Origin of the sequence: Pseudoalteromonas sp. RB2-MNA-CIBAN-0110, from assembly GCF_040309305.1 — a bacterium.
GTDB classification, from domain to species: domain Bacteria; phylum Pseudomonadota; class Gammaproteobacteria; order Enterobacterales; family Alteromonadaceae; genus Pseudoalteromonas; species Pseudoalteromonas arctica.
This window is the reverse complement of record NZ_JBEOOQ010000053.1, coordinates 17,061-29,779: the sequence shown is the minus strand read 5'-3', so window position 1 is coordinate 29,779 and position 12,719 is coordinate 17,061. Positions and strand designations below refer to the sequence as shown.

Genomic DNA, 12,719 nt, shown 5'->3' with positions numbered 1-12,719 from the left:
TCATTTACTCCTCTTTTGCTTCTCTTTGTGCAATAAGGTTTTAAGTAATTTATTCACAAAGAGGTTAAGAGGGCGCTTCGCTTTAGAGAAGTGAAAATACATAATTACTATTGTTTTAATGTCTTCTCATTGACTCCTCTTTTGCTTCTCTTTGTGCAATAAGGTTTTAAGTGATTTATTCACAAAGAGGCTAGGAGGGCGCTTCGCTTTAGATAAGCCAAAAGTAGGTAAGCTATTAAGTATAAATATTAAAAGCTGCGCTTTTCGCGTGAGCAAGCTTCACGCCTACCGGCGAGGTTTTACATCTCGCTTTTAAAGTCCTGATAAATAAAAACCCCGATGGTACATAGTACCATCGGGGTTTTTTAATCGTTTTAGTAAACCTAAACTTTAAATTCGTCTACCGACAAGCGAAGCTCTTCGGCAAGTTTTGCTACTTCTGAACTTGAGATGTTAGTTTGGTTTGCGCCTTCGGCTGTTTGCTCTGCTATGGCTACAATCGACTCAAGGCGTTCGCTAATTTCTTGTGCTACTTGTTGTTGCTCAAGTGCGGCAGTCGAAATCTCTTCACTTACATCGTGAGCTTGCGAAACCGCAAATGTAATCGAATCAAGTGCGCTACTTGCTAGGTCGGTTTGCTCAACACACGATACCGCACGTTGCTTACCTTTACTCATTGCCGTTACTGCAGCTTCTGCACCTGTTTGAAGAGACTCAATCATTGATTGTATCTCTTGGGTCGACTCTTGAGTTTTACTCGCCAGAGAGCGTACTTCGTCTGCTACAACAGCAAAGCCTCGGCCATATTCACCAGCACGTGCAGCTTCAATTGCGGCATTTAGTGCAAGTAGGTTAGTTTGATCCGCTATTCCGCGTATTACATCTAAAATGCTGCCAATTGATGCGCTATCTTGATGCAGTTTATTAATTACTTGTGAGGCGTCGTCTACTTCACGTGCTAACTGTTCAATCGTGGCTTTATTGTTATTCGAAATACCTTTAACACGCTCAGCTTCTTTATCAGCATTTTTAATTTCGCTAAGTGCTTGTTGAGCGCTGTTGCTAACCGTTTGTGATGTACTGCTCATTTCGGTCGTTGCAGTGGCTGCTTGTTCAACTTGTGCTTGCTGGTTACGAATTGCTTGGCTTGATTCGGCGGTAATGGCCGATGTTTGCTCTGATGCTGCTGCAAGCTGAGTAGAGCGCGAAATAATGCCTTTAATTAGGCTGCGTAAGTTATCAATTAAGGTGTTACAACTTTTAGATAGCTCGCCAAATTCGTCTTTAGCGCTGTCGTCTAAGCGTTGTGTCATGTCGCCACTGGCAACAATATCTAAAATTCGGTTAACTTCAGCAAGTGGTTTAGTAATACGGCTAACAGTAATAATAGCAATCGCTACAGCTAAAAGAGTGGCTATAATCATACCAACCCACGTCCATAAATTTGCAGAGTCTACGTCGCTGCGCACGCCTTGCTGTAATTTAAAGGCAACGTCACTTGCTTGATTAACTAACTCATCAATTTGGTTAAGTGCCATTTTGGTGGCTTGCTCTGACTGTGCAAGCTCTGACTCTGTTAGCGTAATCGAGTCAATTAATCGTTTTTTGTTTGCAGCTAAACCACTACTACCTTTTATATTGTTTTCTAAAGTATCAACATTTTCTTTTAAGCTTGAGTATAAATCGCTGTGAGTTTGCTCAATAGCCGGTTTAATTAAGGCAATGGTACGTGTAACTTCTTCTAGGTAATAGGTTTGCTCGTTTTTAACAATATCGAGAGTATTAAGCGTTTTAACAGTTAGCATATCAGTGCTGTTACTTACCACCGACATAAAGTTATTTTCTAAATTGTTTGCAGCTTGATAAGCACGAGGGTGGTTTTGCTCAAAGCCATCAATGTCAATAATATCGAGTACAACAGAGTTGGCATCTTCTGCACTTAGCTCTATATTTTCTAATTGTGCTTTTAATGTTTTGTTTAATGCTAGCTGTTTGCTTTTATCTTCTAATAAGCTTTCAACTGTGCTTAAAAAGCTTAAGTAGGTTTTTTCTACATTTTGGCTACTTTGATTAAGCGTTGCATCATTTTTTACTACGTCTTGAAGTTCACGATGAAGGGTATTGAATAACTGCTTTTGCTCAAGAACTTGTTTTTTAATGGGGGCTAGTTCATTTGCAGAAGTAGTGTAAAAGCTCGCTTGAGCGGCTTTACTCATTAAAATAAACTCGGCTTGTAGTTCTGAGCTTTTATTTAGTGCTGGAAGTGATAGTTGGTTCACTTTTTGAGTGGAGCGCTCAATATTTGCAATTTTTATTAAGGAGTTACCACCAATTATTAATAATAATAGTGTGATAAATATAAAACCACCCCAAATACGTTGGCTTACTGTCAGGTTCATAAGATTTCCACTCAAAAGTACTTCAATTAAGACTTATCGGCGTTTGTACCAATAAGTTAAGTAATTAAAATCAATTACTTTAACTAATTTTAACTATTAATTGATAAATCTAACAGATGTATTGTTTTTTTTCAGTTTATTTAGACGAAAGGTGGGATTTTTCGATAATTACTTTTTTAGTACTTAGCTCCATTAGGGTCATAGTGTTACCCCATACGCAGCCTGTATCTAAGGCGTGAACCCTTGGGTTATCTGTTTTACCTTCAAGCGCGGCCCAGTGGCCAAAAATAATATCGTGTTTAGTTTTAGCAATATTAGAATGGTTAAACCACGGTGTTAATGTTTGGCTATCGGTTATTGCACCCTTTGCATTAAGCTCGAGTTTGTTATCACTTGTTAAAAAGCGCATGCGGGTAAAGTAGTTAACTATGTATCTAAACTTTGCAAAGCCATCAAGATTGCTTGACCACTGCTCCGGGTGAGGCTGATACATGTGTTCAAAAAACGCTTTAGCATTGTTTGATTGATAACAGCTTTGTGCAAATTGTGCTTGTTTTAGCGCGTCTTCAATAGACCAATCTGGGTTTAATCCTGCATGAGATATAAAGCAGTTATGTTTTATAAGCTCTAAGGCCAATGGTTGGGTTTGTAAAAAAGCGATGTAACGCGCTAATTTTGGGCTTTCAAATATTGGGTTTAGTTTATCTTTTGGATTGGTAGGTTTGTTAAGAAAGTAGCAGGCAACCATGTGAAGGTCGTGATTGCCTAAAGTGATGGTCATGCTATTTTGATGTTTGTAAATATAGTCTAAGCAGGCTAGGGAGTCTGGCCCGCGGGCAACTATGTCGCCAACTAAATAAAGGTGATCTTTGCTTGGGTTAAAATCAACCCGTTGCAAAAGGGTGTTAAATTCACTAAAACACCCTTGTAAATCACCTATCGCATAATCTGCCATTTAAGTGCTTAATGCAAAATGTTAGGACAAGCCAAACGAAACACATTAATAGGCGCCTGAAACTCAGAGCCAAATTCGTTGCGTAACGTGTAATGGCCTTGCATAGTGCCTACAGGTGTATCTAAAATTGCACCGCTGGTGTATTTATAGCTTTCGCCTGGGCCAATGTCTGGCATTTCGCCAACAACGCCTTCACCTTCTACTACTACTTCTTTGCCATTTGCATCGGTAATTAACCAATAGCGGCTCAGTAATTTTGCACTACATAAACTATGGTTTTTAATCGTTACTGAGTAAGCAAATACGTATTTTTCAAGCTCAGGTTGAGATTGACCTTCTACGTAAAATGTTTCTACAGACACCTTTACAGGCGATCCAATATTACTGCTTGTTGTCATAAATCCAGTTAGCTATATCAATAAATTGTTGTAAAGATAAGCGCTCAGCACGCAGCGTTATATCAATGCCAATGCTAGTAAGCTCTTCTGCAGTTAGTAAATTACCTAAACTGTTACGCAGTGTTTTACGGCGTTGATTAAAGGCTTCTAAACACACTGTGTTTAATATTTTAACGCTTTTTGCTGTACGTTGCTCTGGCTTTTTAGGTATTAAACGTATAACCGCAGAGTCAACTTTTGGCGCTGGTTTAAAGCACTCAGGTGGTACTTCAACAACCGGCATTGCATTACAGTAGTATTGAGTCATCACGCTTAAACGGCCAAATGTTTTACTACCGGGGCCTGCTACCATGCGTTTTACTACTTCTTTTTGAAGCATAAAGTGCATATGCTCAATATGATCTGAAAATTCAAAAAGATGAAACAATAACGGTGTCGAAATGTTGTAAGGTAAGTTACCAAACACTTTTAATTTTTTGTCATCGCGAACCAAGCTTGCAAAGTCAAACGTCATTGCATCGCCTTGGTTAACGGTTAATTTAGGACCCAAAAATGGGTGTTCAATTAATCGTTGCGCTAAATCTTTATCTAATTCAACAACCGTTAAATGGCCGCTTAATTCGGCTACTGGCTCAGTAATTGCGCCAAGGCCGGGGCCAATTTCTACTAGGTTGTCTTCTGGTTTAGGATCGATCGCAGAGACTATCTTGTCGATGATAGATTCATCAAATAAAAAGTTTTGCCCAAAACGCTTACGAGCGCGGTGTCCTAAATGTACTTTATCGGTCATTGATTTTGTGCTTTTTCTTGGGCGAGCTTAATTGCTTCGCGGATCGCTAATTCAAAACTGCCAACGTCAGCTGTACCAGTCCCTGCTAAATCGAGTGCAGTACCGTGGTCAACTGATGTGCGGATAAATGGTAAGCCAAGGGTAATATTTACCGATTTACCAAATCCTTTGTATTTTAGCACAGGTAATCCCTGATCGTGATACATAGCAAGCACTGCATCTGCTTCAGATAGGTATTTATCTTGAAATAAGGTATCGGCCGGTAGTGGGCCAATTAAATTCATACCTTCGCTTCTAAGTATCTCAAGCGTTGGTGTGATTGTTTCTATTTCTTCACGACCTAAATGGCCATCTTCACCTGCATGCGGGTTTAAGCCACACACTAAAATACGTGGTTTTTCTATACCAAACTTAGTTTGTAAGTCGTGATTTAAAATACCCGCTACTTTAGTTAAACGCTCAGGTGTAATGGCACGCGATACATAAGCAAGTGGAATATGCGTGGTTACAAGTGCAACGCGTAAGCCCTCTGTTGCAAGCATCATAACTACATCAGCAGTATTTGACTGCTGCGCAAAATACTCAGTGTGCCCACTAAACGAAATACCTGCTTTGTTAATTATGCCTTTGTGAACCGGGCCCGTAACGACTGCATCGAAGGTGCCATCCATGTTTTTTTCGCTTGCTATACGCAAGGTATCTAACACGTATTGTCCGTTACCGTCGTTTAGTACGCCAAGTTCTACATCAACCCCTAAATCAACCTGATGAATATACAAGCTGCCAGCAGGTGCTGCGATGGCGGGGGCATTATCATCAAATTTAATTAAGTTTATTGTTAAGCCTAAATGTTTTGCACGCTCTTTTAATAGTTTGCCATCGGCAATCGCTATAAGTTGAACATCCCACGCTTGCTGAGCAAGCGTGAGTAGCAAATCTGGGCCAATACCGGCGGGTTCACCCGGTGTAATAGCAATTCTTAAGGTCATATTTATTGGTCTGCTGTGAAAATTTCAACGTGAGCTTGCTCGCGCATTTCTTGCTGCCAGTTAAAACTTTCTTCCTTAAATTTACGGTTAAACAACATACCGTGAGCACGGTTACGTTTGGCTAGCTCAGTTTTATCAGCTACACGTTTACCAAGTAACTGCACAATGTGCCAACCAAACTGTGTTCTAAACGGTTCGCTTATTTCGTCTTGCTTAAGAGAAAGCAATGTATCTTTAAACGCAGGTACGTAGGTAGTTGGATCTGTCCAATCGTACTCGCCACCTTTAAGTGCAGAGCCTGGATCTTCTGAGTACTCTTTAGCTAATTTTCCAAAGTCGGCAGTTCCTGCGCGTAAGTCTTTTGCAAAGCCAGCAAGCATAGAGCGTGCTTTTTCTTCACTTAAAATAATTGAAGGTTTAATTAGTATATGGCGTGAACGCACTTCAGTTGTTTCTACAACTTGTAAACCACGAACATCTTGTACTTTAATGATATGAAAACCAGCACCAGAGCGAAGAGGGCCAACAATAGCGCCTTTCTTTTGGCCTTTTACTGCTTCAGCAAAAAGCGACGGCATTTCGTTAATACCCATGTAACCAAGCTGCCCACCTTCAAGTGCTTTAGAGCCGCTTGATGATGAAATAGCAATACGCTTAAATTCTTGGCCATCGTTTAATAGCTCAATAACTTTATCTGCGCGTGTTTTTGCGCCAGCAATTTCGTCAGCGTTCGCATCGTTAGGGATATCTATTAAAATATGACCAATGTCGTACTCTTCAGCACTTTGACCTTGGGTTTCCATAATTTTTAAAAGGTTATCAACTTCTTGTTCGCTAATATAAATACGGCGATCGACACTTGCACGTGTTACTTGCTGCGTTGTAATTTCTTTACGAATTTCTTCACGGTAAGCTTGAAAGCTTTCGCCCGAACCTTCAATAGTACGGCGTAAATCGGCAATTGTACCGCCTTGCTCTTGTGCCATGCTTGCAAGAGTTTGATCAAGTTGGCTGTCTGAGATTTGTAACCCCATACGTTCAGCCATTTGTATCATAAGGGCTTGATTTACTAAACGCTCAACAGCTTGTACACGAAGAGTTTCATCTTTTGGTAATTGCTGGTTTTGTTCTTCGGCTTGCTTTTTAACACGATTAATAATGGTGTCTACTTCGCTTTTTAAAATTACGCCTTGGTTTACAACGCCAATAACTTTATCTATTTCTACTGGTGCGGCCATTGCACTTTGACAAAGGCTGGCACTTAAAACTGCTGATGTTAATAATTTTTTTAAATTCATATTCTTTTTGCTACTCTTGCTGATAGTACTGTTGTGATACTAGTTACTAAGAAAATACGGTCTACGATAGCCAAAAATACCTTGTTGTAATAATTTTTGTGCATCATAACGGCTTTTACTGCCAAGTCCTTTTAATACAAAATTCAAACTAATACCTGAATCAAAAGTTGCTTGTTCTTGGCCTATTGATTGATTTAAATCTGTTTCAATTTGGCGGTGCCCAGTAATTTGGATAGCCCAACAGCATGATTCATACTGTAATCCGCTCAATACTTCGATACTTCTGTTGTTTTCAAGATCTCGATGATAGCTTGCAATAAATTGCCATTCGTCGCTAATAGGAATACTTGTAAATACACCTGCTTGCTCGATTGTATTTCCTGAGACATCATTTGCATAGCGATGGTTCAATTGTACTAGCTGATTATTATCACCTTTATAATCAAGTGTTACATTTGACTGTACCATTTGCTTGCCATCTGTATCGTATTGAATACCTCCAGCGAGGTACCAACGGCGGTGCCAATGTAACATGGTTTGAGCTGCAAATAGTGCATTATAATTAGTGTCTGAGTTTAAGCCTTGCTCTGTTGGCTTGGCATCATCACTTAAATAAAATATTTGGCCGGCACTAAAATTAAATACTTCTTCTTGTTTTTTATCAAATAGGCGCGTTGTAGCACCTAAAGTAAACTGATTCGCTGCTGCTATGCGGTCAACACCCGAAAAGCGCACGTCTCTAAATAAACCATAATAATCGTCTTGTAGCTTGGTTGTATCAAACAAGCCAATGTCTGATTGGTCTTTATTAGGTGTATATAAATATTGAATTTGCGGCTCTAGCGTTTGTATAGCATCTTCAAAAAAGTAAGATGCGTCACGCTCAAAATTAAGCTGAGAATACAAACGTACTTTAGGAATAGTACGCGATACGGTATCGCTGTATTGCGTGCCTGTTAAGTTTCCGCTTTGCTTATAATTAGTTTGCAATAAGCTCACTTCAGATAAAAATGACCACGCATGCGTTGCGTAGTTGTAGCGGGCTTTTGGCTCTACGTGTACACGAGTTGCGCTGTCTATGGCCACTTCTGATGAATCATTAGTAAAATGGCTAATCTCCCCAGACACACTAAAATCAAAATTATCAAAACGCCAAGGCGCAGTTTGCGTAAAATTAACTTGTGGTATTGCTGTGTATGACTCTAAGTGATCGCCCAATACTTCAAAGTTTTGTACTTTAATATCGGTGCGCCATGTTTCACCCAAATGAGTAAGTGAACCAGTACGATAAAGCTGTGTATCGGTTTTACTGGCATAATTTGAGCTTAAATCGGTGATGTAGTTATCATCGCTCACATTGGTTACATCAACGTTTGCGCGCCAGTTTTCACCCAGATAACTTTGCTGTTGCCAATGAAACATATAGCGTTCATTCAAGTCTGGCTCTGAATCATCACTATCTAAATATTCAATTCCTACTAAGCCTTCATGTTGCTCTGTTAAGTATCTAAATTCGGTTTGTAATTGCAGCCCTTTGTTAGACATATAACGAGGCGTAATAGTGGCATCAAAATTAGGTGCAATATTTAAATAATACGGCGTAATTGTTTCAAGACCGTATTTGTCAGAGCTTGAAATAGTCGGGGTAAGTAAACCTGATTTACGGCGCTCATCCAGTGGGAATGTAAAATAAGGTAGATATAAAACCGGTGTATCGAGAATGCGTAATACGGCGTTATATGTTTCGCCCCAGCCTTCTTCGCGTGAAAGGTTTATTTCGTCAGCCTCAATTTCCCATACTGGGGTGTCACTTGGGCAAGTAGTAAAGCTTGCATTCATGAGTAATAGGCCAGACTGATTAACAGTGAGCTTTTCAGCGCCGCCTTTACCTTGTTGTTCGGTTAGGCTGTAGTCGGCGCCTAATAAACTGACTTCTGAATTATTTAAATCGGCATTTAATCCGGTGCTGTTTACTTTACTCACGTAATCTTGATAAGTAATTGGCCCCGTTGCATTTAATAAACCACGCTGTTTGTCTATCAACGCAGTTTGTGCGGACAAACTCATCTTAAGGGTGTTAATATCAACATTGCCGGTAAATTCAGCGCTTTGAGTGCCAAGCAGCTCAACATCATCAGCTTGAATATCAACTTCACCAAGGTTAAGGCCTTCAAGCGGTTGCCAAGCTCTGGTTTGCATTGAAATGCCACAAAGGTTGTGTGCCAGTTCAGTTTCGGCAAGCGATGGTGCGCTAACAACGCTTAGCATCAATATGCCCCAGGTTTTGCTCATTTATCGACCTTAATACTGTGTGTTTAATATAATATACACATAATAAAGGAAAATAATGGCAATTACAGTAATTGACCTAATTAACTTAGTGAAAAATAGATATCTTATAAAATGACACGCTTTGAGAATTTACAACAATTTATAAACTCACACCTTAATGCTAAGTCGCATACTTTAAACGCGATCACGGGTGATGCGAGTTTTCGCCGTTATTACCGTTTAAATCACGATAATAAGCATTTGATAGTGATGGATTCTGATCCAAAAAAAGTGAATAACGACCCTTATATTTCGCTAAATAAGGTATTTACTGAACAAGGTTTTTTACTTCCTACTATTATTGCAAGTGATGAAAAACAAGGGTTTTTTATTCTCAGCGATTTAGGCTGTACACACCTAGCCGACATGCTCGATGATGCAAACCGCACCGAGCACTATCAAGCATTAATTAGTTTAAGTGCTCAGTGGGCAAAAACGCCGCCAGCTTTTGCTATGCAAGCGTATAACGAAGACTTTATAAAGCTAGAACTTGATATATTTAACCAGTGGTTAGTGAATGATTTTATTAATGAGTCACTCAGCGCAGAGCAAAACGTAATGTGGCAAACAAGTTCAGCGCTATTAATACAGGCGATGCTTGAGCAACCCACTGTTACCGTTCATCGCGATTACCATAGCCGTAATATTATGAACAGTAACGGCCAGTGGGCAATTATAGATTATCAAGATGCTGTACGCGGGCCGCTTTGCTACGATTTAGTATCGCTACTACGCGACTGCTACTTTAAACTGCCTCAAGAAGAGTTAACAAGCTTGCTTGATTTTGCTTATCAAGAATTTACGGCTCAAAATTTACTGGCTAACACTCCATTCGATGAGTTTAAATATTGGTTTGATTTAACCGGATTACAGCGCCACTTAAAAGCTGCGGGTATATTTTGTCGATTATATTTGCGCGATGGTAAAACAGGTTATTTAGATAATATTTTACCGACGCTTGATTACATTATTGAAGTAGCGGCAAATTACCCAGAGCTTAAAGCATTGAGTGAGTGGACAAAAAATACCATAGTGCCAAAAGTGACTGAAAAGTTAGCAAAGGAGCGCTCATGAAAGCGATGATTTTAGCTGCAGGGCGCGGACAGCGTATGATGCCGCTTACGCAAAATATGCCAAAGCCAATGTTAAAAGTGGCAGAAAAACCACTTATTGAGCACCATATAAATAATCTTAAAGCTGCCGGTATTACCGATATTGTAATAAACCTTGCGTGGCAAGGTGATAAAATAAAAGACTACTTTAAAGATGGCAGCCAATTTGGCGTAAACATACTTTATAGCCAAGAAGTTGAAGGTGGCCTTGAAACGGCTGGCGGTATAATTGAAGCGTTACCGCTGTTGGGTGACTCGTTCATTGTAGTAAATGGCGATGTATACACCGACTATGATGTAAGTGCGCTAATGCAACTTCATTTACAACCCGGTGAGGCGCATATAGTGCTGATAGAAAACCCGCCACACAATCTAGATGGCGACTTTGCATTGAGCCATTTATCGGCCGAGAGTCAAAAATATACCTTTTCGGGGATTGGCCGGTATCAGGCTGATTTTTTTAAAGGATTAACGCAAGGTATTCGCCCTTTAGGGCCTATTTTACGTGAAAAGCTAAATGAACATTTAGTCTCAACTGAGCTCTATATAGGGCAGTGGGATGATATTGGTACACCAGAGCGTTTAAACCAATTAAACACGCGCCTTGAGGCGTAATAACTCAATTTTTAAGAAGGCAGTATTATAGATGTGGGGAAAAATTCTCGGTTTTTGTTTTGGCTTTATGTTTGGCAAAATATTTGGTGCCATTTTAGGTTTATACCTAGGTCATTTATTTGATAAAAGCTTAAAAAATAACTTTGATAAAGCAGGCGGCTTTTCTAGCTTATTTAGTGGTGACGATGTTAACGAACGCCAAGCTTTATTCTTTTCAAGCTGCTTTGCTGTCATGGGGCACATTGCTAAATCGAATGGTCGAGTTAGCGAAGTACATATAAAAGCGGCTAACTTGTTTATGGATGAAATGGGCTTAAAAGGCGAAGAACGCCGTGAAGCACAGCATGCATTTCAATCAGGTAAAGAGAGTGACTTTTCACTTAAAGAAACAGTACACGATTTTAAAGAACGCTTTGCTAAACGAAACGATTTAATACAGTTATTTTTAGAAATACAAATTCAGATGGCATTTTCTGATGGCGTGCTAGCCGAGCAAGAAAAGCAACTATTAGCAGAAGTAAGTAAACAGCTAGGCATTTCTAAAACACACTTTGCATTTGTATTAAAACGTTACCAAGCTGAGTTTAACTTTAGAAAGCAACAACAGCGCTTTAATCAGCAGCAACAAAACCAAGGTCAAAGTAGTAGTTACCGTGAAGGTTCTGGCCACCATGTACCGCCAAATAATAATATGAACCGTGCGCAAGCATTGGCGTTATTAGGCTTAAGTAGCGATGCAACGCAGCGTGATATAAAAGTAGCGTACCGTAAACTTATGTCGCAACATCATCCAGATAAATTAGTATCGCAAGGTTTACCAAAACACATGATGGAACTGGCTGTTAAAAAGAGCCAAGATATTCAAGCTGCTTATGAGTATTTAAAAAAGTCGGCGTAAAAAACCGTCTATTTCTTTTGTTAGGCGTGCGTGTTGATCTGGTTGATCGCGCAGGCCAAACAACTGGCGTTGGCGGTAATCAAATTTTGCATTTCGGTCAACCCAGCGCTGACGATTTTTAAGGCTCATTAAAATGTCTGTGCTGTCATTTGCATAGTAAATATCAAGTAAGGCGGGTGTAACAAGTGATGCTGTTTGGCTCAAGCTTTCGTTGCGCTTGGTATTAGGTAAGTAACTACTTAAACTTATAAACGCATCCAGTCTCTCATCTGGAAAATCTGCATAGTACTCCAACAACACACCCGCACTTGTACCTTGTGCAATAACCACTATATTACTCGAATCTTCCATAGCGGTTTGATACAGCGCATTAAACCGAGAAATGAGATTTATTTTATAGTCATCAAGTATGTCGTCAGTTACTTTTTCAATTGCATTAACGTAATGAGGTGCTTCTTTCGTTGTTGCAGGCTGTGGTTGTGTGTCTGTTGTGGCCTCGGGTGATACAGGTTCTTCGGTTTTGCTAGGCGCAACTTCAGCCTCATTTGGCGTTGTTTTTGCCATTTTACTAGCTTGCCAATCAATGTCGGGCACTGTCATTGCGTAGGTGCTGTAACCTAAGTTATTAAGCTCTTTACGCAAGTAGCTCATACCTGAGTTGTTTGTTGGGGTAGAGTGCCAATCAGGTATAAGTAATACTACTCCTCTAAAGTCGCTGCTCATATATTCACTGTAAAGGCTTAAAAACTCTGTTTCACCCGCCAATATGGGCTTTATTTCATCGCTAGGAAGTAGTCGCTCAATGTCGCTATTTTCAATGCTTGATAGATTAGGTGGAGCAATATGTTCAGCCGCGCTGATGGGGTTAGCTAAAAGTAGGGCACAGCTGAGCTGTATATAAAAAGCCCCTTTTAAAAACCGTGGAAATAGCATA

The 12,719-nt window shown here is 39.9% G+C and carries 11 protein-coding genes; 3 read left to right on the top strand and 8 right to left on the bottom strand.

Translation table 11 applies throughout. The annotated features are described in order from the left end of the window. Positions 1-383 precede the first annotated feature (383 nt). The 7 genes from AAEY68_RS19275 to lptD all read right to left on the bottom strand — a co-directional run bounded on the left by AAEY68_RS19275 (position 384) and on the right by lptD (position 9,121). The gene (locus AAEY68_RS19275) at positions 384-2,399 is read right to left on the bottom strand and encodes a methyl-accepting chemotaxis protein (RefSeq protein ID WP_024592323.1); all 2,016 of its coding nucleotides are present in this window, start codon (positions 2,397-2,399) and stop codon (positions 384-386) included. Between the two features lie 136 nt (positions 2,400-2,535). Further along, a complete protein-coding gene (locus AAEY68_RS19270) occupies positions 2,536-3,354 on the bottom strand; it encodes a symmetrical bis(5'-nucleosyl)-tetraphosphatase (RefSeq protein ID WP_024592324.1) in 819 nt (272 codons plus the stop codon). 8 nt (positions 3,355-3,362) lie between these two features. Beyond that, positions 3,363-3,752, bottom strand: a complete 390-nt coding sequence (gene apaG, locus AAEY68_RS19265) for a Co2+/Mg2+ efflux facilitator ApaG/CorD (RefSeq protein ID WP_007585091.1) — start codon at positions 3,750-3,752, stop codon at positions 3,363-3,365. Further along, positions 3,736-4,542 (bottom strand): 16S rRNA (adenine(1518)-N(6)/adenine(1519)-N(6))-dimethyltransferase RsmA, encoded by an 807-nt coding sequence (gene rsmA, locus AAEY68_RS19260; RefSeq protein ID WP_007585090.1) that lies wholly within the window; start codon positions 4,540-4,542, stop codon positions 3,736-3,738. The genes apaG and rsmA overlap by 17 nt, the downstream gene beginning before the upstream one ends. Next, complete coding sequence (gene pdxA / locus AAEY68_RS19255; RefSeq protein WP_007585088.1) at positions 4,539-5,531, bottom strand: 4-hydroxythreonine-4-phosphate dehydrogenase PdxA; 993 nt, start codon at positions 5,529-5,531, stop codon at positions 4,539-4,541. Before pdxA ends, rsmA begins: the two co-directional genes overlap by 4 nt. A 2-nt stretch (positions 5,532-5,533) precedes the next feature. Beyond that, positions 5,534-6,829 carry a peptidylprolyl isomerase SurA gene (gene surA, locus AAEY68_RS19250; RefSeq protein ID WP_007585086.1) on the bottom strand — a complete coding sequence of 432 codons (1,296 nt, stop codon included), beginning with the start codon at positions 6,827-6,829 and terminating at the stop codon, positions 5,534-5,536. A gap of 39 nt (positions 6,830-6,868) precedes the next feature. Continuing rightward, positions 6,869-9,121 (bottom strand): LPS assembly protein LptD, encoded by a 2,253-nt coding sequence (gene lptD / locus AAEY68_RS19245; RefSeq protein ID WP_024592325.1) that lies wholly within the window; start codon positions 9,119-9,121, stop codon positions 6,869-6,871. A gap of 111 nt (positions 9,122-9,232) precedes the next feature. On the opposite strand from lptD, the gene AAEY68_RS19240 reads away from it, so the two are divergent. The 3 genes from AAEY68_RS19240 to djlA are packed head-to-tail and all read left to right on the top strand — an operon-like array spanning position 9,233 to position 11,785. After that, positions 9,233-10,234, top strand: a complete 1,002-nt coding sequence (locus AAEY68_RS19240; protein WP_024592326.1) for an aminoglycoside phosphotransferase family protein — start codon at positions 9,233-9,235, stop codon at positions 10,232-10,234. Then, positions 10,231-10,887: an N-acetylmuramate alpha-1-phosphate uridylyltransferase MurU gene (murU, locus tag AAEY68_RS19235; RefSeq protein ID WP_024592327.1), complete on the top strand. Its 657-nt coding sequence runs from the start codon at positions 10,231-10,233 to the stop codon at positions 10,885-10,887. The genes AAEY68_RS19240 and murU overlap by 4 nt, the downstream gene beginning before the upstream one ends. A 31-nt stretch (positions 10,888-10,918) precedes the next feature. Continuing rightward, positions 10,919-11,785, top strand: a complete 867-nt coding sequence (gene djlA, locus AAEY68_RS19230) for a co-chaperone DjlA (protein WP_024592328.1) — start codon at positions 10,919-10,921, stop codon at positions 11,783-11,785. On the opposite strand, the gene AAEY68_RS19225 is transcribed toward djlA, so the two are convergent. Then, positions 11,768-12,718 (bottom strand): DUF3530 family protein, encoded by a 951-nt coding sequence (locus AAEY68_RS19225; protein ID WP_024592329.1) that lies wholly within the window; start codon positions 12,716-12,718, stop codon positions 11,768-11,770. The two genes, djlA and AAEY68_RS19225, sit on opposite strands and share 18 nt — an antisense overlap. Position 12,719: the final 1 nt, after the last annotated feature.